We start from the raw sequence: 21953 nt of genomic DNA, 5'->3' as shown, positions 1-21953 counted from the left end.
CGAAATCCGTTTGTCAGCCGGCTCGAATTCGGGCGACAATCGCCGCCATCTTCATGGAGCCTGCGCGAGGTGCTAGACATGTCGGTGCTGATTATCGGGTTGGTGGTTTTTCTCGGTGCGCACTCGGTTCGCATCGTGGCCGAAGACTGGCGGCGCGCGCAGATTGCCCGCCTCGGCGAGAAGGGTTGGAAAAGCGCGTACTCCGTGGTGTCGTTGATCGGATTCGTGCTGCTGGTGTGGGGCTACGGCCTCGCCCGGCACAATCCCGTGGTGTTGTGGACGCCGCCGCCGTGGGCGCCGCATCTCGCTGCGCCGCTCACGGCGCTTGCGTTCATTCTGTTTCCCGCGGCACACGTGCCCGAAACGCATTTCAAGTCGCTGCTGAAGCACCCCATGGTGACGGGCGTGATGCTCTGGGCGATTGCGCACCTCGCGGCCAACGGCACGCTCAATGCGCTCGTGCTGTTCGGCGCGTTTCTGGTGTGGTCAGTCGTGGACCTCATTGCGGCCCTGCGGCGCGATGCAGCGGCCAACGTCGTTTATCCGCCGGGCCGGTTCTCGAAGGACCTGATATGCGTGGTCGCCGGCCTCGTTGCGTGGGCGATCTTCGCATTGTGGCTGCACGGCGTGCTGATCGGCGTGCGCCCGTTCGGTTGAGACCCATCGCATAAAACATCGAAAGACCCATAAAAAAAGTGCCCGCGCGAGGCGGGCACCGAATGTGTCTCGGAGTTTTGCGATCAGGTTATCGCGGACTGCATCGTAGTCCCGATATGTGAAAGCCTCGTGAAAGCGGCGTGACGCGTCGCCGAAGCGTGCACGTCAGCGCTTTCGCCGTGTCGTTACACGTCGAAGAACACCGTCTCGCGGTCGCCTTGCATGTGGATGTCGAAGCGGTAGATCACGCGGCCCACGTGCTCTTCGCGCTTCGCGACCAGCGTCGCGCGGCGTTCGGCCGGCACGGCCGACAGCACCGCATCTTGTCCGTTCGCCGCGGCTTCGTCGTCGAAATAGATGCGCGTGAAGGCGTGGAGCAGCACACCGCGCATCGTCACCGTGACGTCGATGTGCGGCGCGCCGTTGTCCGACGCACGACCGGGCTTCACGGTTTCGACAATGAAGCGCTGCTTCGCATCCGTACCCGTGCCCACGCGGGCAAAGCCGCGAAAGCCCGTTTCGTTCGCCTCCTGGCTCGTCTGCGGATAGCGGCCATCGCTATCGACCTGCGTGAATTCGAGCATCGCGTCGGGAATCGGCGTGCCGTCGCCGTCGAACACGCGGCCGATGATCGTAATGTGCTCGCCCCGCGCTTCGGGCGTGACGAGCGCGGGCGTGAACAGGCTCTTGTGGTCGAAGTTGTATTGCTCAGGGCACAGGCCGTAGGCGAAGTACGGGCCGACCGTTTGCGAAGGCGTTTGCTTGAGAGTCATGGTTCAACGCTCCATCGGGGTTTCGTTGCGGCCGCGCAGCACGATGTCGAATTCGTAGCCAAGCGAGAAGCCTTCTTCGGTGGTGTCGAGCGAGAAGCGCGAAATCAGCCGCTCGCGCGCGCCTTCAGGCACGCCCTGATAGATCGGGTCGTACGCGAGCAGCGGGTCGCCGGGGAAGTACATCTGCGTGACGAGCCGCTGGCCGAAGTAATCGCCGAACAGCGAGAAGTGGATGTGGTTTGGCCGCCACGCGTTCGGATGATTGCCCCAGGGATACGCGCCCGGCTTGATGGTGAGGAAGCGATAGCGGCCTTCGTTGTCGGTGAGGCAGCGGCCCGCGCCGAGGAAGTTCGGATCGAGCGGCGCGTCGTGCTGGTCCTGCTTGTGCACGTAGCGGCCCGCGGCGTTGGCCTGCCAGACTTCCACGAGCGTGTTGCGCACCGGCTTGCCGCCTTCGTCGAGTACCTGGCCCGTCACGATGATGCGTTCGCCGAGCGGCGCGCCGTTCCTGGCCGCATTGCGCGTGAGGTCGTTGTCGAGCGGGCCCAGGTCTTCGGCGCCGTAGACGGGCGCGTGCTGGTCGCGCAGCTTTTCTTTCAGCGGAATGAGCGGACGCGTGGGACCGCGCTTCACCGACGACCGATAGCCGGGATCGATGTAGGCCGGATGAGAAGGGAAGTCGCGCGCGGACAGAATCGAATCGTCCATCGGGTGTCTCCTTGGAATCGTTGTGGAGTGGGGGTGATGAGGTGCAGCGGGATGATGCGACTTTATCGAACCCGGAAAGTTATGCAAAATGACGTTTTTTCGCGTTTCGTATAACGGACGGTTATGCAACGACGTCTCGCCGACAGCCGGGTCAAGTTCCGCCATCTGCAGTGCTTTCTCGCCGTGGCGCAGTTCGGCAGCGTGCAGAAGGCTGCCGAGAGCCTTTCCATCACGCAGCCGGCCGTGTCGAAGACCGTCGCCGAACTGGAGGCGGTGCTCGGCGTGAGGCTGTTCGAGCGCGGCCGGCGCGGCGCCGTGCCCACGCGCGAAGGGCTGCTCTTCATGCCGCACGCCAGCGCCTGCGTGAGTGCGCTGCGCCTTGGCGTTGATCTGCTCGCGCGCAATGGCAATACGACGACGGCCACGCTCGATATCGGCGTGCTGCCCACGGTCGCGCCGTCGCTGGTGCCGGCCGCGCTGCGGGTGTTCGCGGCGCACTGGCCGCATGTCATCGTGCGGCTCGCCACGGCGGCGAACGCGGAGTTGCTGGAGCGGTTGAAGTCGGGCGCGATCGCATTCGCGGTGGGGCGGCTGGCGGACCCCGAGCGCATGGTGGGCTTGAGCTTCGAGCAGCTTTACAGCGAGCCATTGCTCGCCGTGGTTCGCGCGGGTCATCCGCTTGTGGAGCACGCCGATCTGCACGCGGCGCTCGATCGCTTCACGATCGTGCTGCCGCCGTACGGCACGCTCATCCGCCAGGCCGCGGACAATCTGCTCAAGGCGTGGGGTGTTCCGCCGTTGTCATCGTTCGTGGAGATGCTGTCGGTTTCCGTGGCGCGGCTGCTTGCGTTGCAGAACGACGCGGTCTGGTTTGCACCGGCCGGTGCCGTCGAGCACGATCTGCAGCAAGGCGCGCTCGTGCGTCTGCCGATGCCGCACGCGGGCACCGAGGAACCCGTCGGACTCATTCAGCGTACGGATGCTGAGCCTTCGCCGGTGGCCCGCGCGCTGATCGACGCGGTGCGCACCGTGGCGCGCGAGCGGGCCGCTTCATTGAGCAAACCCGTGGGCAAACCCGCAGCCAACCCCGTCACCAAACCCGTTACGCAACGCGCCGCTAAACCGGCACGCAAAACCGCGCCGCGCCGTACCTCGACGGGGGCTGCCGCAGCGGCCGAAACAGGGCGTTCGCGCGGCCGTCGCTGAAGCGCGGTCGGGGTGAACCATACAGTACAAATTGCAGTTGCGGCAGACCGCGAAGCCGGTGTAAAAACACGGTTCAAATCAGGCCGCAGCGCGCCGGCGGACCGCAGCAGGCGCGCCGCGCCGCGCAACACGATCCGGCGAGGCGAGCGGCATTGCCATCTTCGATGTATCTAGTGCCTCGACAAGGAGAAACCATGCCCAGCGACCTGCCCGATCCCGCCGCCGCCCAGCACGCCGCCGCGGACCGCGAGCACAATCCGCTCGGCACCGCGGGCCTCGAGTTCGTCGAATTCGCCGCACGCGACCCGCAGGCGCTCGATCAAACCTTTACGCGTCTCGGCTTCAAGCCCATTGCGCGCCACATCAGCAAGAACGTCACGCTGTACCGCCAGGGCGAGATGAACTTCCTCATCAACGCGGAGCCGGATTCGTTCGCGGCCCGCTACGCGGAGGAGTACGGCACGGGCATCTGCGCGATCGGCATTCGTGTGAACGATGCCCAGCGCGCTTTCGAGCGCGCCGTGGAACTGGGCGCCTGGCAGTTCGAGGGCGAGAAGATCGGCAAGGGCGAACTCTATATTCCGGCCATTCAGGGCATCGGCAATTCGCACATCTACTTCGTGGACCGCTGGCGCGGCCGCGGCGGTCAGCGCGGCGGCGTGGGCGACATCTCGATCTTCGACATCGACTTCCGTCCCATTCATATCGACACCGCCCACGCGGACCTCAGCCACGCGGGCAGCGGGCTCGTGGCGGTGGATCACCTCACGCAGACGGTGGGCGTGGGCCGTATGCAGGAGTGGGTGGATTTCTATCGCGACCTGCTCAATTTCCGCGAGATTCACGAGTTGCACGCGAACTGGCACGTTTCGGCGGAATCGCGCGTGATGGTGTCGCCGTGCGGGGCGATCCGCATTCCGCTCTACGAGGAAGGCACGCCGCGCACGAGTCTCATGCACGAGTATCTGCCCGATCATCCGGGCGAAGGCGTGCAGCACATCGCGCTCGCCACCGACGACATCTTCGCGTGCGTCGACGCGCTCACGGCCAACGGCGTGCGCTTCGTGGAGCCGCCGCCGCGCTACTACGAGGGAATCGACGCACGGCTGCCGGGGCACGGCCTCGACATCGAACGTCTGCGGCGCGCGCACATTCTCGTGGATGGCGAGACGGGCAAGGGTGCGCCGCAACTCTTCTTCCAGACCTTCGTGCGGCGCAACGCCGGCGAAATCTTCTTCGAGATCGTGCAGCGCAAGGGACACCACGGGTTCGGCGAGGGCAACCTCGCGGCGCTGGCGGCGGCGCGCTGACAAAGGCGGGCTGAAAAAGGCGGGCTGAAAAAGGCGGGCTGGAGCGGGCGCCTGAAAGCGGCCGTGTGAAAGAGGCTGTCTGAACGCGGCTGTGTGAAGGAGACGATGAAAGGAACGACGTGAACAGGCGACCTGAAGGGAAGAATTAAAGAGAGAAATTAAAGAAAGGAACTAACGAAAGGAACTAAAGGGAAGGCCTGACAGAAAGTCCTGAAGGGGCCGCTCAGCTCAGCGCTTCCCGCCCGCAGCGGGTGCCGGCGGTGCCACCTGCGCGGACTGTGGCACATCAGCGCCCGTGGCGAGCCACAACACTTCGGCGTCTTCCTCGCTCGTGGAAACCGCCGCGTGGCCCGTGCGGCTGTCGAAGTAGATGCTGTCGCCCGCTTCCAGTTGCGTGGGCGCGTACAGCTCCGAATACAGGCACACGCTGCCGCTGATCACATACAGAAACTCTTCGCCTTCGTGGCGGCCCCAATCGTCGAACGCGTCCAGCGTATGCGCCGTGATGCGGATGCGAAACGGCAGCATGGCCTTGTGCGCGAGGTCCGTGGCCAGCACCTCCATCTGATAGCCGCGATACGCGTGGCGTTGGCCCGCGTTCTTGCGCGTGATCGCGCGCCGGCCGCTCGCGTTGAGCTTCGGTGTGGAGCCGAACAGCTCGGCCAGATCGATCTTGAGCCCCAGCACGATCTTTTGCAGCACATCGAAGGTGGGCGACATCAGGCCGTTTTCCACCTTCGAGAGCGTGGAGCGCGATACGCCGCACAGGCGGCTCGCCACTTCGAGCGTGAGGTCTTGCGCCACGCGGGCGGCGCGCACGCGGCGGCCCAGGTCCGTCGTGGACGATTCGGCCGGTTTGGTGAGGTTGGTGTCCATAAGCGCAATCGATGCAGGCGCCGCTCCGGGCGCACGGTGTTGGCGATCATAACATCGGATTTTGTTCCTATAGGAAACGCGAGGCCTGCACCGGAAATCGGGGGGCTGGGGCGTCTCGCGAAGTGGCGGGAAGGGTGCGCCGATCCTGCCCGATTGGCCGCGACAGACGTGCTGGCAAGGCTTTTGCCCAACGCCTATGATGAATGCTCAGCAATCTCGGCATTGCCGTCGCCGGGCACGGCGTGTATAGTCACCGGACGCAAGTTTGTTTCTTATCGGAAATAAGGGAAACGCCATGAACGCTTCGACCATCCTCGCCGATCTCGGCATTGCGCAGGCTGTCCAGTCCGGCGACATCGAGGTCCACTCGCCGATCTCGGGCGAACTCATCGGCCGCGTCGCGAGCCACACCGTGGCCGACGTCGACGCCGTGCTGGCGCGCGCCCAGGATGCCTTCAGCCGCTGGCGCAGCGTGCCCGCGCCGCGCCGCGGCGAACTGGTGCGCCTGCTCGGCGACCGTCTGCGCGAGAAGAAGCAGGCGCTCGGCAGCCTCGTGTCGCTCGAAGCCGGCAAGATCCTTCAGGAAGGCCTGGGCGAAGTGCAGGAAATGATCGACATCTGCGATTTCGCCGTGGGCCTTTCGCGCCAGCTATACGGCCTCACGATTGCGTCCGAGCGTCCCGGCCACCGCATGGGCGAAACGTGGCACCCCATGGGCGTGTGCGCCATCATCTCGGCGTTCAATTTCCCGGTCGCGGTGTGGTCGTGGAACGCGGCGCTCGCACTCGTCTGCGGCAACGCTGTGGTGTGGAAGCCTTCGGAGAAGACGCCGCTCACCGCGCTCGCCGTGCAGCAGATCATGACGGACGTGTTGAAGGAATTCGGCGATGCGCCCGAGGGGCTCGTTGCCCTGATCCACGGCGGCCGCGAAGTGGGCGCGAAACTGGTTGCCGACCCGCGGGCCGCGATCGTCAGCGCGACGGGCAGCACCGAAATGGGCCGCGCCGTGGGCGTGGAAGTGGCGAAGCGCTTCGGCCGCTCCATTCTCGAGCTGGGCGGCAACAACGCCGGCATCGTGACACCGAGCGCGGACCGCGACCTCACGCTGCGCGCCATCCTGTTCTCCGCAGTCGGCACGGCGGGCCAGCGTTGCACTTCGCTGCGGCGGCTCTTCGTGCACGAGAGCGTCTACGACGCAACCGTGGATCGTCTCAAGCAGCTCTACGGCAAGGTGCCTATCGGCAACCCGCTCGAAACGGGCACGCTGATGGGACCGCTGATCGACCGCCAGTCGTTTGCGCGCATGCAGGAAGCGTTGCAGCAGGCGCAGGCCGAAGGCGGCAAGGTGCATGGCGGCGAGCGCGTCGACGTGAAGGGCCTGGAAGGCGGCTATTACGTGCGTCCGGCGCTCGTCGAAATGCCGGCGCAAAGCGCGATCGTGCTCAAGGAAACCTTCGCGCCGATCCTCTACGTCATGCGCTATCGCGACTTCGACGAAGCCATTGCGGCCAACAACGCGGCGTCGCACGGTCTGTCGTCGTGCGTCTTCACGACCGACCTGCGCGAGGCCGAACGCTTTCTTTCGGCCACGGGTAGCGACTGCGGCATCGCCAACGTCAACATCGGACCGAGCGGCGCGGAAATTGGCGGTGCGTTCGGCGGCGAGAAGGAAACCGGTGGCGGCCGCGAGTCGGGCTCGGATGCGTGGAAGGGCTACATGCGCCGCGCGACCAACACGGTCAATTACTCGTCCGCGCTGCCGCTTGCGCAGGGCATCGACTTCAATATCGGCTGAAGGCCGCGGTGTTCCGCGGCTCGCTCAATGGCGTGGACAACGGCGTGGTCAACGCTTCGGCGCGTGGGCGTCGAAGCGTTCTTTTACGGAGTGACAGGTGAGTGCGAAAGTCGTCATCGTCGGCGGTGGGGTAATCGGCAGTTCGGTTGCGTATTTCCTGCGGGCCGCCGATCCAACGGTTAGCGTGACCGTCATCGAGCGCGACCCGACGTATGCGCGCTCGTCGTCGGCGTTGTCGGCCGCGTCTATCCGGCAGCAGTTCTCGACGCCGCTCTCCATCCAGATGTCGCTGTTCGGCATCGAGTTTCTGCGCTCCATCGGCGAGCGGCTCGAAGTGGACGGCGTGCAGCCGTCCATCGATCTGCATGAGGGCGGCTATCTGTTTCTCGCCACGCCCGCGGGGCTCGATACGCTGCGCGAGAATCACGCGCTGCAAAAGCGCCTGGGCGCCGACATCAGCCTGCTCGATCGCGCTCAACTGGACGAACGCTTTGCGTGGCTCAACACGGAAGACCTCGTGGCAGGCGCGTTCGGCGAAAGCGGCGAGGGCTGGTTCGACGGCTACGGTCTCGTGCAGGCGCTGCGCAAAAAAGCGCAGGCATTGGGTGCGCGTTATGTGCCGAGCGACGTGACAGGGCTCGTGCGCGATGGCCGGCGCGTCACGCATGTCGTGGACGCGAACGGCGAGTCGTATGCCTGCGACGTGGTGGTGAACGCCGCGGGCGCGTGGTGCCGCCGTATCGCGGCAATGCTCGGCATCGAGATTCCCGTGTTCGCGCGCCGCCGCAGCATTTTCAATGTGAGTTCGCCGGCGCAGCTGGAACGCTGTCCGCTGCTGGTCGACCCGACAGGCGTGTACTTCCGGCCCGAAGGGCGCACCTACATCTGCGGCACGTCGCCGTCGCCCGACAACGATCCCGACGACCTGCCGCTCGACGAAGTGGATCATGCGCTCTTCGACGAGGTGATCTGGCCCACGCTCGCGCACCGCGTGCCGCAGTTCGAAGCGTTGCGCGTGGAGAACTGCTGGTCGGGCTACTACGAGTACAACGTGTTCGACCACAACGCGATCATCGGCGCACATCCCGATATCGATAACTGCATCTTTGCGAACGGCTTCAGCGGCCACGGTCTGCAACAGGGACCGGCGACGGGGCGCGGCGTGAGCGAACTGATCCTGCACGGCCGCTATACGACGCTCGATCTTTCGGCGCTCGGCTTTGCCCGTGTGCTGGAGAACCGGCCCTTCGTGGAAAAGAACGTGGTGTAGCGCCGACTGGCGCGCGCTTTGCAGTGCAGCGCGCCGATTCGCTGGCGCGTCAGTCACTTGCGCGCAGCTTGCCCAGGATATCCACAGGCTTGCTCACATTTTCTGTTGATAACTACGGGCGACAACTTCGGGCGATAGCGACAGGCGGACGCGCTCGCGTTTCTGCCGGGCTGCGCTCGGCCTTACGGCAGAGCCTCAAGCCCGAAGCCCCTCAAACCCCAAGCCTCAAGCCCGAAGCCTCAAGCCCGAAGCCTCAAGCCCGAAACTTCAAACCGCGCAGCGCGCCACGTGAAAGCGCATTTCCTCTTCCGGCGGATCGTTGGGCGCGTTGTCCGGGTGCACCACGCGCACCACGGACCCGTTCGCGGACGGCGTCAACGTGACGAAGTACGACGCGTTCGAACGGGAGCCCACTTCGAGTTCCGTGGCGCCGTTCGCACGCGATTCGTGCACGCGACCGAGACGGTTCTCGAGGCAACGGGAAATCGACGCGGGCGCATGCATCGACGACACGTAGATCATCGGCGTCGGGCCGTTCGCGAGGGTGGCGTTCTGCTGAGGGCCGCTGGGCGAACCGCAGGCGGCGAGCAGCAGGCTCGGGGCGAGAAGGAACGATTTCTTCATGGCGGGCTTGACCTGGGCGTTCGTTGTACCGATCCGCACCCGGCCTCCGGCGCCTGTGCGCCGACGTGGAGGGGATGCGTGGCCTGGCGCGCCGTCTGAGCGGCGACGCGGTGCGCAGCAGTATACGCACGACATCACGCGTGAGTGCGTAAGAAGATGCAACAGGAAGGGGCAGCGAGGCGGGGTGCGTGGAGGGGACTTGCAAGCCGCGACTCGGCAATATACGCGCCGGTATTCGGGGCGCTACGCGGCAACGCCAATGGCAATACGCGCGCATGGTTCACACCACGCGCGCGTATCGCACAGCACTTTGCACAGGGACTTCAGGCAGGCAGTAATGCGTCAGGTGCAGCGAGACTGCTGCAGCTTCCCGACGCGACTCTGCTCTTGCCAAACTTCATCGAGCCTTAGAACCGGTGACGCAGGCCCACTGCCACGGCCGTCTGGTTCTGCGTCGACGACGGCGACAGCGTGTTGATGGCCGCCACGTTCGCGCCCAGGTTGCCGAACTCGCCCGATGCGTGCTGGTACACGCCTTCCAGGTACACGTCGGTACGCTTGCTGAGCGAGTAATCGCCTTGCAGCGACACGGTGTGCCACTTCGGGTCGCCCGTACCGTTCGAGCCCGTCACGCGACCGTCGGTGAACGTGTACGCGGCGGCGAGGCTCAATGCCGGCGTCAGGGCATAGCGGCCGTTGATCTCGTAGTTGTCGAGGTGCAGGTTCGTGCCCGACAGGCCGCCGACGAACGTGCCGCCCACATTCGTGCTCTGCATGTTGTCGAACTGCGTGTGCGTGTACACGAAGCCGACCGTTGCCGGGCCGTACGTGTAATTCACGCCTGCGCCATACGTGCGCTGCAGCGCGGCTGCGACCTGCGCGCTGCCGTCACCCGCCGACACGGCGCCGCCCGTGTTGTTGCTGCCCGAGTTGTTGAGCTGCAAGTAGGCGGCCGCGACGTTCAGCGGACCGTTCGCATACGACGCGCCCACGCTCCATGCGCGGTTGTTCGAGAACTGTCCTGCCGCATTGCTGAAGCCATACAGGCCGCCGAACTGCACACCGGCGAAATTCGGGCTGGCGTACTTAACGGCGTTCTTGATGGAGAACGAGTTGTCGAGGTTGTCGTTGTCGAACGGGTGTCCGGCAAGGTTGTTGCCGTAGCCGTAACCCGCCGCCGAGATCGGCGCGAGGTAGTCCACCACGGAGTCATACTGGCGGCCCAGCGTCACCGTACCGAACTGGTTGCTTTGCAGGCCCACGTACGCCTGACGGTTGAACAACGTGTTGCTTTCGCGGAACTGGCCGTTGTTCAGATTGAAGCCGTTCTCCAACTTGAAGATGGCATGCAGGCCGCCACCCAGGTCTTCACTGCCGCGCAGGCCGAAGTACGTGTTCGACACCGAACCGCTGCCCTGTTGCCAGTTGCTATGGCCCAGTTGGTTGTTCGAGTAGACGAGACCGGCGTCCAGCGTGCCGTACAGGGTCACACTGCTTTGCGCATGAGCCGAGGCGGCTGCGAAGGCACCTACGATGCCCGCGACAAAAAGGGTTTTTTTCATGATTTATAACTCTCCGAGACAATCCAGAAGAATCGCATCAGCGTATTCACCGCGAGAGGCGAGTGGTCTGACGATTCGGGGGAAAGTGTATTCGGGTGACGGCGGACTTTAATTCCAAATCGCACAACAGTGCTTTCCGGGATTTGTAATGCCGCCAATTCGGCACGTAAGTGCGTGCGAATAAAAGATTATTTCGGTTCGTTTCGCGGCGTGACCGAACCTGGTTGATCCGCGGTATGTTGCTTATGCGCGACGGCCGGGTCTGGCGCGCCTATTGTGCCTCAGGGCAGTGTGGCCGATTGGTCCCGTTTCGGGCAAAGCACTATTCCCGGTTATTGCCTCATTCGTGGGCGCCGAAAGTCATAAAATCCGTTTTGCCCCTTGACCAAGGGCAGTCTTTTTCATCTTTTTCAGGCGGCCTTCGGGCCGCTTTTTTTATGCACGCGATATGGCGTGTCGTATTAAGTTCCCGGAAAATCAGAAAAACTTTATTGCGGGAATAGAAATGTGCGAATGAGAAAGGAACGTGCCGCCACTTAACTGCGCGGACAGAAGATCGCTGTCATGAGTGGTCCGACGTGCCGCACGATGGCGGGGCTACCCGCCGCCGCCACGGCCGACTGCACCTTGCTGTCGCTGCCGATCACTACCGCGCCGTAGGCCGATTTGCCCACGGGTTCGCCGCTGCCCGTGCGGAAGATGGGGTCGTCCTTTTCGTAGCCCACGATGGCGAACACGCGAAAGCCGAATGCGGTGACATCGGCGTCGTGCATCGGCCAGAACGCGTTGATGGAGTTGCTCTCCACGCGCATGGCATGCGGCTGGATCAGGTTCTGGTCGATCAGGCCGGAGACGAACTGATGGGCGGACACCGTGCACGCGAGTGGCGCGTCCAGCGCGGCCGCCTGGCAAAACAATGGCGTTGCCGCGAACAAAAGGGCAAAAAGACGACGTTTCATCTGATCGGTGGAATGTTTCGCGGCGCGTGCTTTTTTAGGGGACGCTTTATTCAGGGCCGCAACAAAAGGCTTGCCGTGCTTATTTAATAGGCATGCGACAGGTTTCGCACTTTACCCGCCTTTTGACAATTGTGCTCGCCACGTTGCGTGCCGGTCACAGCCTTGCGGGGTGAGGGTTTGCGCGGCGCGCGCCGCCACTCGCGAATGTTGCACATACAACATAGGCTGCGCTCCGATGCCATAATGGCGCTTTTACGCGGACTCGCGGATTGCCGCGCCGCCGTCTCCATGCCCCTCGCCCTCGGCCCCTTCATCGTTCCGCTCATCGTCGCGTGCGCGATGTTCATGGAAAACGTGGACGCCACGGTCATCGTGACGTCGCTTCCCGCCCTCGCACGCGACCTCGGACACGACCCCATCTCGCTGAAACTCGCCATCACGAGCTATGTGATCGGCCTCGGCGTGTTCATTCCCATCTGCGGCTGGGTGGCCGACCGCTTCGGCTCGCGCACCGTGTTTCGCGTGGCGATCGGTATCTTCATGACCGGCTCGCTGCTGTGCGCGGCGGCCACGTCGTTGTCCGCGCTCGTGGCTGCGCGCTTCGTGCAGGGCATTGGCGGCGCGATGATGGTGCCGGTGGGGCGCATCCTCATCTTCCGTTCGGTGCCGAAGTCCCAGTTCATTCGCGCCGTCAACTACCTCACCGTGCCCGCGTTGCTAGGGCCTGTCGTGGGGCCGCCGCTGGGCGGCTTCATCACCACCTATCTGCACTGGCGCCTGATCTTCTTCGTCAACATTCCCATCGGTCTCTTCGGTATCTGGCTCGCGAATCGCCACATTGCCAACATGCACGAAGAGCATCCCGGTCCGCTCGACTGGATCGGCTTCGTGCTTTCTGCTGCGGGCGCATCGCTCTTCATGCTCGGGCTTTCGCTCGTGGGCGGTGAACTGGCGTCGGCGAACGTGGCGTTCGTGATGACCGTGACGGGCGCGTTGTTGCTCGCGCTCTACTGGTTCTACGCGCAGCGCGCCGAGCGGCCCGTGCTCGATCTGCGCTTTCTGCGCATTCCGAGCTTTCATGCAAGCGTGGTGGGCGGGTCGCTGTTTCGCATCGGGCTGGGTGCCGTGCCGTTCCTGCTGCCGCTGGCACTCCAGGAAGGGCTGGGCCTGACCGCGTTCGTGTCGGGCTCCATTACGTGCGCCTCCGCGTTCGGCTCCATCTTCATGAAGACCATTGCGACACGCGTGCTTGCGAAGTTTGGCTTCCGCAAGGTGCTCATGGTGAACGCTGCGCTCGCAGGTGCGGCGATTGCCGCGTATGGCTTCTTCTTTCCCGGCACGCCGCATTGGGTGATCTGGTGCGTGGTGCTGGTGGGCGGCGTGTTTCCGTCGCTGCAATTCACGAGCCTCAACTCGCTTGCTTACGCGGACATTGCGGGCCGCGACATCGGTCGCGCAACCAGCGTGGCGAGCGTGATCCAGCAGATTTCGCTGGGCCTCGGCGTGACCATCGCGGGCATCGTATTGCAGATTTCGCGCGACCTGCAAGGCCATGCCCACGTGGTGTGGTCGGACTTCTGGCCCGCGTTTTTCGCCGTCGCGCTGTTTTCGGTGGCGTCGATTCCGGTTACCGCGAGGCTGCCGCACGGCACCGGCGACGAGATCGCGCGCGGCGTGCGCGGGAAGGTGGGCAAGGCAGCGTAGCGGGCAGCAACGGCGCGGCAACACGAGCGGGACAACAACCCGCGTCCACCGCCCGCGCCTCTCTTACATCGCTTCTTTCACCGCGCGCAGGAACTGCTTCGTACGCTCGTGTTCGGGCGCCGAGAAGAACTGCTGTGGCGGTCCCTGCTCGATGATCTTGCCCTGCGAGAAAAAGCACACGCGGTCCGCGAACTCTTTCGCAAAACCCATCTGGTGCGTGACCATCAGCATCGTGAGGTTGTGCTCGCTGCCGAGGCGACGGATCACGTTGAGCACTTCGCCGCACAGTTCGGGGTCGAGCGCGGAGGTCACCTCGTCGAACAGCATCACCTTGGGCCGCATGGCGAGCGCCCGCGCAATCGCCACGCGCTGCTGCTGGCCGCCCGAAAGCTGCGACGGGTAGTGGTTGCACTTGTCTTCGAGGCCCACAAGACAGAGCAGTTCGTGCGCACGCTCCGTGGCTTCCTTGCGCGAGAGGCCGAGCACCTGCATGGGCGCTTCGATCGTATTGGCGAGCGCCGTCATGTGCGGAAAGAGATTGAAGCTCTGAAACACCATGCCGATCTTGCTGCGCACGCGGCGCAGGTGGCGCAGCGAAGCGGGCACGAGCGAGCCGTTCTTCACCATGTGCGTGAGCGGTTCGCCGTCCACTTCGATCATGCCGTCCGTGAGCGGGTCGAGCGTCATCAGCACGCGCAGGAGCGTCGATTTGCCGGAGCCGCTTGGCCCGATGATGGCCACCTTCTCGTTGCGGCCCACTTCGAGGTCGAGCCCGTCGAGCACGGTCAGCGCGCCATAGCGCTTCGTCACGTTGCGAAAGCGCACCATGGGCGCTTCGCCGTTGCTTGTGGCGGCGGGCGTGTACGCGGCGGCGGGGTCACGTTTCATTGCTTGCTCCATTACGGGGGATCCGGAATTCGAGGCGCTGGGCGCGCCGTCACGCATGGCGGTGGGCAGGTTCATGGCAACCTCAGGCTGAATTCGAGCCGCCGCACGAGGTGGGCGAACGTCACGCTGAGCACGAGGAAGAACAGCCCCGCGAGCGTGATGGGCTCCAGATAGCGGAACGTTTCGGAGCCGATGTTCTTCGCCTGCTGCATCAGCTCCACGACAGTGATGGCGGAGAGCACGGGCGTGTCCTTGAACATGGCGACGAGATAGTTGCCGAGCGCGGGCACCACGGGGCGAATGGCTTGCGGCAGGATCACGCCGAGGTAGGTGCGCCGCGGCGAGAGCGACAGCGCGCAGCACGCTTCCCACTGGCCGCGCGCGACGCCGTTGAGGCCGGCGCGATAGACCTCGGACGTATAGCACGCGTAATGCAGCGCGATGCCCGCGGTGCCGGCCGTGAGCGCACTCATCGTGATGCCGTAGACCGGCAGCACATAGAAGAGCACGTAGATCTGGATCAGCAGCGGCGTGCTTCGGACGAACTCGACGACGAAGCCCACCGTCAGCGCCAGCGGCCGGAAGGTGCTGCGCCTCAGAATCGCGAACACGAGGCCCAGCACGAGCGCAATGGCAAAGCCGACGAGCGTGATCAGGATCGTGTAGAGCGAGGCGTGCAGCAGGGCCGGCAGAATCTGCGCGGCGTAGTGAAGATCGAAGAAGCTGTTCATCGGGCGACTCTCTGCAAGAAGCGGCTCATGGCGGTGCCGGCGGCGAGGCCCCTCGCTGCGCGTGGCCGGCTGTTCGCGATGCCGTGATTCACGCGGCGTTCGAAGTAGCGCATCAACGTCGCAATGCACTGGGCCAGCACGAAGTAGATGACGAGCGTGAGCCCGAAAATCTCCGCGGTCTTGAACGTGGCTTCGTCGAGCTGGCGCGCGCGGAACGTGAGGTCGGAGAGCGTGATCAGCGAAACGAGCGACGTGCCCTTGAGCAATTCGATCATGAGGTTCGTGGCGGGCGGCAGCGCGTTGATCATGGCTTGCGGCAGCACGATGCGGCGCATGCGCGCCAAGGGCGAGAGATTGAGTGCGAGCGCGGCCTCGAACTGACCGCCGGGCACCGAACGCAGCGCGCCGCGCAGAATCTCCGAGCCGTAGGCGCCGTAGTGCAACCCGAGCCCCACGATCGCCACCGTGAGCGGCGTGAGTTCGATACGAAACGGCGGCAGCGGCAACACGAAGAAGAACCAGAAGAGCTGCACGAGCAGCGACGTGCCGCGGAACACTTCGACATAGACGTTGCCCACCCAACGCAGCGGTGCCCACGGCGCGAGTTTGGCGGCGGTGGCCACGAACGCCATGACGATGGCGAGCAACGTCGCGCCGATCGTAATGCCGATGGTCACCAGAGTGCCCTGCATGAGCAGGGGAAACAATTCACGCATGGCGGTCCTCGCTTGCATGATGGCGTGCGGCCCGCCGCGCTGTGCGCGGGCCGCAACGGTGGTGCGTCCGCCTGCCGGCTTCACAGGGGCCGACGGGGTCGGCCAGAGCCGGCGCGAATACCGGGGGGGCTACACCCGGCCGGCAGACTTGCGACTGACTTGCGGCGTATTTACCGCGGACCCACCGCGTATTTACCGCCTGTTTGCGGCTTACTTGCCGCTGCAGATTTCCGCGGCAGTCTTCGTCGTGATGTTCGACTTGTCGAAGCCGAACGGTGCGACGGTCTGCAGATGATCCGGCGTGCCGAGCCACGCGTGCAGCTGCTTGTTCACGGCGTCGCGCAGATCCGTGTCCTCGGGCCGGAAGGCGAGCGCGCCATAGCCCGTGTGCTTCGGGTCGTCGGTGAAGTCGGAGACGGTTTCCACCTGCGCCGCGTCTTTCGAGGCGAGACCCTTCATCGTGAGCGCGGTGCCTGCGGCGGCATCCGCGCGGCGCGCGCGCACGGCCTGCAATTGCGCCGTGGTGTCCGGTACCTGGAGCAACTGAGCATCTTTCACGCCCGCATCGCGCGAGTTGCCCAGTTCCACCGCGCCCGCCATCACCGCCAGCTTCACGTCGGACTGTTTTGCTACGTCGCCGTAGCTGTGCAGTTTCTTCGGATTGCCTTTCAGCACGAGCAGCGTGTCCTGAATCTGGTATTGCGGATCGGCGAACGCAACCTGCTTGCAGCGCTCGGGCGTGATGTACATGCCTGCCGCGATCACGTCGAAGCGGCCCGCACGCAGGCCTGGAATCAGCGATCCCCATTCGGTCAGCACGCCATCCACCTTCTTCACGCCGAGCTTCGCGAAGATCTTGCGCGCGATTTCGGGCGACTCGCCCGTCACCTTGCCGTCGGGCGTCGTGTAGGCAAACGGTGCTTCGTTCGCGTAGCCGATGCGTACCTCGCCGGTGCGCTGAATGCGCTGCAGCGTGGTTTCGGCCGCCGCGTGCTGCACGTGCATGAGCAGGCCGGCCGCCGCGATGCACGCGATGCTGAAAGCCTGGGGCAGTCTGGAATGGCGCTTCGGGTTCATGTCGGTCCCATTGCGTGGGGTAAGGATGGCGCGGTGCGTCATGCGCCGCGGAGTCAGGCGGGGTGTCCGTAAAAACCCGGTGTGGTGTCGTGGTACACCGCCATTGGAGCCCAGCATACAAAGCCATATTTTTGTTTCTGATTGCTCTAGGACAATAATTTTCCAACGGGTTTTGCCCGCACTATCCGAACACCGACGAAGACCCAACGAAGACCCGAGCCATGGAGAAGACGGTGAGAGAGCAGTGGCGCGAAGCGGTGCGCGCGGCGCACGGCGCCGAATCGAAATACAAGCGGCTGGTGAAGGCCATTGCGGGCGACATCGAAAGCACAGTGTTGCGCGCGGGCGAACGCTTGCCGCCGCAGCGCGATGTGGCGGCTGAGCTGGAAATCAGCGTGCAGACGGTTACCAACGCCTACAAGGAACTGGAGCGCCAGGGCCTGATCCGCTGCGAAGTGGGGCGCGGCAGTTTCGTGTCGGGCCGCGTGACGGAGACCATGTCGAACTACATGCTCGATACGGCCGAGCGCTCCGTGGTGGACTTCTCGATTGCACGCATCATCCACACCGCCGAGCACGACGCGATGTGGCGCAAGGTCTGCGCGACGCTCGCGGGCCTTGACGATCAGCCCTGGATTCGCGCATTTCGCCCTATTGCGGGCTTCGAGCATCATCGCCAGGCTGCGGCGGCATGGCTCGCCACACTCGGCATGCCGGCCTCGGCGGACACGCTGCTCGTCACGAACGGCGCGGCGCACGGCATCTTTCTCGCATTGGCCTCGCTGGTAGGGCCGGGCGACACCGTGCTCTGCGAAAGTCTGACGGACCACGGCGTGATCGGCAGCGCAAGCGTGCTGGGGTTTACGCTGAAGGGACTCGAAATAGACGAGTACGGCATTCACCCCGAGCACTTCGAAGAGATGTGCGACAGCGAGCGCATTTCGGCGCTCGTGTGCACGCCCACCTTGAACAACCCCACGGTTTCGCTGATGCCCGAGTCGCGCCGCCGCGCGATTGCGCGCATTGCGCAGCGCTACGGCGTCTATGTGATCGAAGACGACGTGTACGGCCCGCTGCTGCCCAAGCCCGTGCCGCCCATTTCGAGCCTGATTCCCGAGCTTTCGTTTTACTGCACGAGCCTCACGAAGTCGGTGCTGACGGGCTTGCGCATCGGCTATCTCACCACGCCGCGCCGCCTCGCGCTGCGCGCCGAGAGCGTGCTGCGCGTGAACAGCTGGATGGCGACGCCCCCCATGGCCGAAGTCGCCACGCGCTGGCTCGTCGACGGCACTGCGGCGCGCCTGCTCGAAGTGCAGCGCGAATGTCTTTCGCGCCGCCAGGCGCTCGTGCAGCAGATTCTGGGCAGCTACGTGCTGGGCGCGCATCCGCACGCGCTTTCGGTGTGGCTGCGCGTGCCTTCGCACTGGCAGACCGACCGGCTCGTGCGCGAACTGCGCAACCGCAATATCGCGGTCACGTCGCCGGACCCGTTTCTCGTGCGCGGCGGCGAGCGGCCCGATGCGGTGCGCCTGTGCGTGGGCGCGGAAGTGGGCGAAGACACCTTCCGCGCGGCGCTCGAAACCATGCGCGACGTGTTCGAGCAATACCCGCAGGTGCACGACTTCGCGTAAATGTACCAGGACAATCGAAAACAATTTTTAGAACATTAGACTCGGTCGCATTGAAGGACGCTGCGCCATCCGGCGCGGCGCCGAACCCCTCACTGCGGCCTGCCTCATGTCTGTCGTCTGTCCTGCCGATGTCTACCGCGCGCGTCAGCGAATCGGCACGCGTGTGCGGCGCACGCCGCTCGTCGAATCGCCTTCGCTTTCGGCGCTTGCCGGTACGCGCGTGCTGCTGAAACTCGAAACGGTTCAACCCACGGGCAGCTTCAAAGTGCGCGGCGCGACCCATGCGCTAGCCGTGCTTGCGGAGCAAGGCTGCACGCGCGTGGTCACAGCCTCCACGGGCAATCACGGGCGCGCCGTTGCTTACGCAGCGCAGGCGCTTGGCATGCAGGCCGCTGTGTGCATGTCGTCGCTCGTGCCGGCCAACAAGGTGGAAGCCGTGCGCCAGCTGGGCGCGCAGGTGCGCATTACCGGCGCAAGCCAGGACGATGCGCAGCACGAAGCGCGGCGGCTCGCGCAGGAAGAAGGCTTCCTGTTCGTGCCGCCGTTCGACGACCCGCACGTCATTGCCGGGCAAGCCACCATCGGGCTCGAAATTGTCGAGGACTTGCCCGATGTCGCGAACATCGTCGTGCCGCTTTCGGGCGGGGGCCTTTTTGCCGGCATCGCGCTGATGGCGAAAGCCTTGAACCCCGCCATTCGCATGACGGGCGTCACGATGGCGCGCGGCGCCGCGATGCACGCGAGTCTCGCAGCGGGGCGACCTGTGATCGTGGAAGAGGTCGAGTCGCTTGCCGATTCGCTGGGCGGCGGCATCGGTCTCGACAACCGCTACACGTTCTCCCTCACACGTGACTTGATCGACGAGGCGTTGCTGCTCGACGAGGCGTCCATTGCGCGCGGCATCGCGCACGCGTATCGCGAGGAACGGCTCGTGGTTGAAGGGGCTGGCGCGGTGGGCATGGCAGCGGTGCTCGATGGCGTGCTCGACGCGACACAGTTGCGGCGTGGCCCCGTCGTGCTCGTGGTGAGCGGCTCGAACATCGATATGGGTCTGCATCGCCGCGTGGCGGCAGGCTGAGCGAAAGGCCACGCGCCATCTGAACAGGACACCCCGATATGTCATCCATCACGTTGCTGGGCGAAAGCGAACTGCGCGAACTCGTGCCACTCGATCTGGCCGCGATCGATCAGGTGGAATCCGCGTTCCTCGCGCTCGCGACCGAAGCGGTGGCGATGCCGCCTGTGCTGCGGCTTGATCTGCCCGAGTATCGCGGCGAGGTGGATGTGAAGACCGCGTATCTGCCCCGCTTCGAGAGCTTTGCGATCAAGGTGAGCCCCGGCTTCTTCAACAACCCGCAGCTCGGGCTGCCCAGCCTCAACGGACTCATGCTCGTGCTCTCGGCGCGCACGGGCTTGACCGAAGCCGTGCTGCTCGACAACGGCTATCTCACCGCCGTGCGCACCGCGGCGGCAGGTGCGGTTGCCGCGCGCTGGCTGGCGCGTGAAAACGCGCGGCACGTGGCGGTGATCGGCGCGGGCGAGCAGGCGCGGCTTCAGTTGCGTGCGCTCGCGCGCGTGAGGCGCTTCGAGCGCGTCTCTGTTTGGGCGCGCGACCGCGAACGCGCCGCGCAGTTTTCCCGCGAGATGGGCGAGCGGCTCGCCGTCGAAGCATGTGTTGCGCAAGACGTGCACGACGCGCTGTGCGAAGCCGACATCGCGATCACCACCACGCCGAGCGAGACACCGCTCGTGCAGGCGCGTGACCTGCATCCGGGTCTGCACATCACGGCGATGGGATCCGACGCGGAACACAAGAACGAGATCGAGCCCGCGGCGCTCGCCGCCGCACGTTACGTGTGTGACCGTCTGCAACAGACGCGCGTGCTGGGCGAGTTGCATCACGCCATCGAAGCGGGCGCTGTGGCCGCCAACGCGCGCTTCGCCGAGCTGGGCGAAGTGATTGCGGGCGGCGTGCCTGGACGTACGAGCGACGACGACATCACGATCTGCGACCTCACGGGCACCGGCGCACAGGACACGGCGATTGCCGCGCTCGCGCTGGCCCGTGCGCGCGCCGCGGGTGCAGGCACGACGTTTCACAACGATGCCCTCAAACACGCAAGCGAGTGACAAGCCGTCCACCTGAGCGCAGAAGGCCAGGACGCGCAGGCAAAGCAGCACGAAGGGCAACAAACCGAAGGACAAGGAAGGGACCACCATGCCAGAAACCATGCAACAGAAACCGCACGCGACGAGCGGCGTGGCGCCCGCCGCACCCGCCGCGCCCGCCGTGCGCCTGCCGTTCGAGCGCGAGGAGTACGCCGCGCGCATCGCCCGCACGCGCCGTGCCATGCAGGAAGCCGGCGTCGATCTGCTGATCGTGACGGACCCGACCAACATGGCGTGGCTCACGGGCTACGACGGCTGGTCGTTCTACGTGCACCAGTGCGTGCTGCTCGCCATGGAAGGCGAGCCCGTCTGGTTCGGTCGCGGCCAGGATGCCAACGGCGCGCGCCGCACGGTGTTCATGAAGCACGACCAGATCGTTGGGTATCCCGATCATTACGTGCAGTCCACGGAGCGGCATCCCATGGACTACCTCTCGCACGAGGTGATCGAAGCGCGCGGCTGGGGCCGGGGCCGCATCGGCGTGGAACTCGACAACTATTACTTCAGCGCTGCGGCATGGGAAGCGGTCAAGCGCAACTTGCCGCAGGCGCAGTGGCGCGACGCGACCGCGCTCGTGAACTGGCAGCGCGCGGTGAAGTCGCCGCGCGAGATCGAGTACATGCGCATTGCGGCGCGCATCGTCGAAAAGATGCATGCGCGCATCGTGGAGCGCATCGAGCCCGGCATGCGCAAGAACGACCTTGTCGCGGATATTTACGCCGCGGGCATCACGGGCGTCGAAGGCTACGGCGGCGACTATCCCGCCATCGTGCCGCTGCTGCCCACGGGCGCCGACGCGGCCGCGCCGCACCTCACCTGGGACGACACGCCGTTCGCGCGCGGAGCCGGCACGTTCTTCGAGATTGCCGGCTGCTTTCGCCGCTATCACTGCCCGCAGTCGCGCACGGTTTATCTCGGCAACCCGCCGAAGCATTTCATCGATGCCGAAAGTGCCGTGGTGGAAGGCATCGAAGCGGGGCTTGCCGCCGCGAAGCCGGGCAACACCTGTGAAGACATTGCGAACGCGTTCTTCGCCGTGCTGCGCAAATCGGGCATCGAAAAGAACAGCCGATGCGGCTACCCCATCGGCGCGAGTTATCCGCCCGACTGGGGCGAGCGCACCATGAGCCTGCGGCCCGGCGACCGCACGGTGCTGCAACCGGGCATGACGTTCCACTTCATGCCGGGCCTATGGCTCGACGACTGGGGCCTCGAAATTACGGAAAGCATCCTGATTACCGAGACCGGCGTCGAGACCTTCTGCAACACGCCGCGCAAACTGTTCGTGAAGGAGTAG

Annotated in this window: 20 protein-coding genes; 10 read left to right on the top strand and 10 right to left on the bottom strand. The window is 64.9% G+C overall.

The window, feature by feature from the left end; all coding sequences use genetic code 11:
- The first annotated feature begins 78 nt into the window (after nt 1-78).
- The gene (locus PKKP23_RS07885; protein ID WP_017777420.1) at nt 79-657 is read left to right on the top strand and encodes an NnrU family protein; all 579 of its coding nucleotides are present in this window, start codon (nt 79-81) and stop codon (nt 655-657) included.
- Between the two features lie 185 nt (nt 658-842).
- On the opposite strand, the gene pcaG is transcribed toward PKKP23_RS07885, so the two are convergent.
- Nucleotides 843-1430, bottom strand: a complete 588-nt coding sequence (gene pcaG / locus PKKP23_RS07880) for a protocatechuate 3,4-dioxygenase subunit alpha (RefSeq protein ID WP_126876472.1) — start codon at nt 1428-1430, stop codon at nt 843-845.
- Between the two features lie 3 nt (nt 1431-1433).
- The gene (gene pcaH, locus PKKP23_RS07875; RefSeq protein ID WP_126876471.1) at nt 1434-2138 is read right to left on the bottom strand and encodes a protocatechuate 3,4-dioxygenase subunit beta; all 705 of its coding nucleotides are present in this window, start codon (nt 2136-2138) and stop codon (nt 1434-1436) included.
- A gap of 123 nt (nt 2139-2261) precedes the next feature.
- On the opposite strand from pcaH, the gene pcaQ reads away from it, so the two are divergent.
- Nucleotides 2262-3344, top strand: coding sequence for a pca operon transcription factor PcaQ (pcaQ, locus tag PKKP23_RS07870; RefSeq protein ID WP_126876470.1), 1083 nt, complete (start codon nt 2262-2264; stop codon nt 3342-3344).
- Between the two features lie 194 nt (nt 3345-3538).
- The gene (locus PKKP23_RS07865; protein ID WP_017777424.1) at nt 3539-4654 is read left to right on the top strand and encodes a 4-hydroxyphenylpyruvate dioxygenase family protein; all 1116 of its coding nucleotides are present in this window, start codon (nt 3539-3541) and stop codon (nt 4652-4654) included.
- 228 nt (nt 4655-4882) lie between these two features.
- Here PKKP23_RS07865 and PKKP23_RS07860 read toward each other — a convergent pair whose 3' ends face one another.
- Entirely contained in the window at nt 4883-5530 is a 648-nt protein-coding gene (locus tag PKKP23_RS07860) for a helix-turn-helix domain-containing protein (RefSeq protein ID WP_126876469.1), read from the bottom strand.
- Nucleotides 5531-5825: 295 nt separating this feature from the next.
- Between PKKP23_RS07860 and amaB the strand changes: the two genes are divergently transcribed.
- Together amaB and PKKP23_RS07850 are read left to right on the top strand one after the other, a co-directional pair.
- Nucleotides 5826-7325 carry an L-piperidine-6-carboxylate dehydrogenase gene (amaB, locus tag PKKP23_RS07855; protein WP_126876468.1) on the top strand — a complete coding sequence of 500 codons (1500 nt, stop codon included), beginning with the start codon at nt 5826-5828 and terminating at the stop codon, nt 7323-7325.
- A gap of 97 nt (nt 7326-7422) precedes the next feature.
- Entirely contained in the window at nt 7423-8595 is a 1173-nt protein-coding gene (locus tag PKKP23_RS07850; RefSeq protein WP_126876467.1) for an NAD(P)/FAD-dependent oxidoreductase, read from the top strand.
- Nucleotides 8596-8862: 267 nt separating this feature from the next.
- On the opposite strand, the gene PKKP23_RS07845 is transcribed toward PKKP23_RS07850, so the two are convergent.
- The 3 genes from PKKP23_RS07845 to PKKP23_RS07835 form a co-directional block, all read right to left on the bottom strand.
- Nucleotides 8863-9219, bottom strand: coding sequence for a sugar ABC transporter ATPase (locus PKKP23_RS07845; RefSeq protein WP_126876466.1), 357 nt, complete (start codon nt 9217-9219; stop codon nt 8863-8865).
- Nucleotides 9220-9626: 407 nt separating this feature from the next.
- On the bottom strand, nt 9627-10781 hold the full coding sequence (locus PKKP23_RS07840) for a porin (protein WP_126876465.1): 1155 nt from the start codon (nt 10779-10781) through the stop codon (nt 9627-9629).
- A gap of 536 nt (nt 10782-11317) precedes the next feature.
- Nucleotides 11318-11740 carry a hypothetical protein gene (locus tag PKKP23_RS07835; protein ID WP_126876464.1) on the bottom strand — a complete coding sequence of 141 codons (423 nt, stop codon included), beginning with the start codon at nt 11738-11740 and terminating at the stop codon, nt 11318-11320.
- Between the two features lie 288 nt (nt 11741-12028).
- Between PKKP23_RS07835 and PKKP23_RS07830 the strand changes: the two genes are divergently transcribed.
- Complete coding sequence (locus tag PKKP23_RS07830; protein ID WP_126876463.1) at nt 12029-13444, top strand: MFS transporter; 1416 nt, start codon at nt 12029-12031, stop codon at nt 13442-13444.
- 63 nt (nt 13445-13507) lie between these two features.
- Here PKKP23_RS07830 and ehuA read toward each other — a convergent pair whose 3' ends face one another.
- From ehuA to ehuB, 4 genes are all read right to left on the bottom strand, one after another.
- Nucleotides 13508-14332: an ectoine/hydroxyectoine ABC transporter ATP-binding protein EhuA gene (gene ehuA, locus PKKP23_RS07825; protein ID WP_017777432.1), complete on the bottom strand. Its 825-nt coding sequence runs from the start codon at nt 14330-14332 to the stop codon at nt 13508-13510.
- Between the two features lie 71 nt (nt 14333-14403).
- The gene (gene ehuD, locus PKKP23_RS07820; protein ID WP_017777433.1) at nt 14404-15063 is read right to left on the bottom strand and encodes an ectoine/hydroxyectoine ABC transporter permease subunit EhuD; all 660 of its coding nucleotides are present in this window, start codon (nt 15061-15063) and stop codon (nt 14404-14406) included.
- Entirely contained in the window at nt 15060-15779 is a 720-nt protein-coding gene (gene ehuC / locus PKKP23_RS07815; RefSeq protein ID WP_126876462.1) for an ectoine/hydroxyectoine ABC transporter permease subunit EhuC, read from the bottom strand. The genes ehuD and ehuC overlap by 4 nt, the downstream gene beginning before the upstream one ends.
- Before the next feature lie 210 nt (nt 15780-15989).
- On the bottom strand, nt 15990-16856 hold the full coding sequence (gene ehuB, locus PKKP23_RS07810; protein ID WP_017777435.1) for an ectoine/hydroxyectoine ABC transporter substrate-binding protein EhuB: 867 nt from the start codon (nt 16854-16856) through the stop codon (nt 15990-15992).
- Nucleotides 16857-17077: 221 nt separating this feature from the next.
- On the opposite strand from ehuB, the gene ehuR reads away from it, so the two are divergent.
- From ehuR to doeA, 4 genes are all read left to right on the top strand, one after another.
- Nucleotides 17078-18487: a MocR-like ectoine utilization transcription factor EhuR gene (gene ehuR, locus PKKP23_RS07805; RefSeq protein ID WP_176048891.1), complete on the top strand. Its 1410-nt coding sequence runs from the start codon at nt 17078-17080 to the stop codon at nt 18485-18487.
- A 106-nt stretch (nt 18488-18593) separates the two neighbouring features.
- Nucleotides 18594-19565: a hydroxyectoine utilization dehydratase EutB gene (eutB, locus tag PKKP23_RS07800; protein WP_126876461.1), complete on the top strand. Its 972-nt coding sequence runs from the start codon at nt 18594-18596 to the stop codon at nt 19563-19565.
- A gap of 38 nt (nt 19566-19603) precedes the next feature.
- The gene (locus PKKP23_RS07795) at nt 19604-20617 is read left to right on the top strand and encodes a cyclodeaminase (RefSeq protein WP_126876460.1); all 1014 of its coding nucleotides are present in this window, start codon (nt 19604-19606) and stop codon (nt 20615-20617) included.
- Nucleotides 20618-20717: 100 nt separating this feature from the next.
- Nucleotides 20718-21953, top strand: coding sequence for an ectoine hydrolase DoeA (gene doeA / locus PKKP23_RS07790; RefSeq protein ID WP_126876567.1), 1236 nt, complete (start codon nt 20718-20720; stop codon nt 21951-21953).

The sequence above is a fragment of the Paraburkholderia kururiensis JCM 10599 = LMG 19447 genome (assembly GCF_003986935.1).
Classification (GTDB): Bacteria; Pseudomonadota; Gammaproteobacteria; order Burkholderiales; family Burkholderiaceae; genus Paraburkholderia; species Paraburkholderia kururiensis.
This window is presented reverse-complemented; position numbering and strand designations above follow the sequence as displayed.

Bases quoted from the DNA above. Each gene is read 5' to 3' on its own strand.
- pcaG (WP_126876472.1), bottom strand. From the start codon at position 1,430: ATGACTCTCAAGCAAACGCCTTCGCAAACGGTCGGCCCGTACTTCGCC.
- ehuC (WP_126876462.1), bottom strand. From the start codon at position 15,779: ATGCGTGAATTGTTTCCCCTGCTCATGCAGGGCACTCTGGTGACCATC.
- PKKP23_RS07865 (WP_017777424.1), top strand. From the start codon at position 3,539: ATGCCCAGCGACCTGCCCGATCCCGCCGCCGCCCAGCACGCCGCCGCG.
- ehuB (WP_017777435.1), bottom strand. From the start codon at position 16,856: ATGAACCCGAAGCGCCATTCCAGACTGCCCCAGGCTTTCAGCATCGCG.
- pcaH (WP_126876471.1), bottom strand. From the start codon at position 2,138: ATGGACGATTCGATTCTGTCCGCGCGCGACTTCCCTTCTCATCCGGCC.
- PKKP23_RS07845 (WP_126876466.1), bottom strand. From the start codon at position 9,219: ATGAAGAAATCGTTCCTTCTCGCCCCGAGCCTGCTGCTCGCCGCCTGC.
- eutB (WP_126876461.1), top strand. From the start codon at position 18,594: ATGTCTGTCGTCTGTCCTGCCGATGTCTACCGCGCGCGTCAGCGAATC.
- PKKP23_RS07830 (WP_126876463.1), top strand. From the start codon at position 12,029: ATGCCCCTCGCCCTCGGCCCCTTCATCGTTCCGCTCATCGTCGCGTGC.
- PKKP23_RS07795 (WP_126876460.1), top strand. From the start codon at position 19,604: ATGTCATCCATCACGTTGCTGGGCGAAAGCGAACTGCGCGAACTCGTG.
- doeA (WP_126876567.1), top strand. From the start codon at position 20,718: ATGCAACAGAAACCGCACGCGACGAGCGGCGTGGCGCCCGCCGCACCC.
- ehuR (WP_176048891.1), top strand. From the start codon at position 17,078: ATGGAGAAGACGGTGAGAGAGCAGTGGCGCGAAGCGGTGCGCGCGGCG.
- PKKP23_RS07885 (WP_017777420.1), top strand. From the start codon at position 79: ATGTCGGTGCTGATTATCGGGTTGGTGGTTTTTCTCGGTGCGCACTCG.
- ehuA (WP_017777432.1), bottom strand. From the start codon at position 14,332: ATGAAACGTGACCCCGCCGCCGCGTACACGCCCGCCGCCACAAGCAAC.
- pcaQ (WP_126876470.1), top strand. From the start codon at position 2,262: ATGCAACGACGTCTCGCCGACAGCCGGGTCAAGTTCCGCCATCTGCAG.
- PKKP23_RS07840 (WP_126876465.1), bottom strand. From the start codon at position 10,781: ATGAAAAAAACCCTTTTTGTCGCGGGCATCGTAGGTGCCTTCGCAGCC.
- ehuD (WP_017777433.1), bottom strand. From the start codon at position 15,063: ATGAACAGCTTCTTCGATCTTCACTACGCCGCGCAGATTCTGCCGGCC.
- amaB (WP_126876468.1), top strand. From the start codon at position 5,826: ATGAACGCTTCGACCATCCTCGCCGATCTCGGCATTGCGCAGGCTGTC.
- PKKP23_RS07860 (WP_126876469.1), bottom strand. From the start codon at position 5,530: ATGGACACCAACCTCACCAAACCGGCCGAATCGTCCACGACGGACCTG.
- PKKP23_RS07835 (WP_126876464.1), bottom strand. From the start codon at position 11,740: ATGAAACGTCGTCTTTTTGCCCTTTTGTTCGCGGCAACGCCATTGTTT.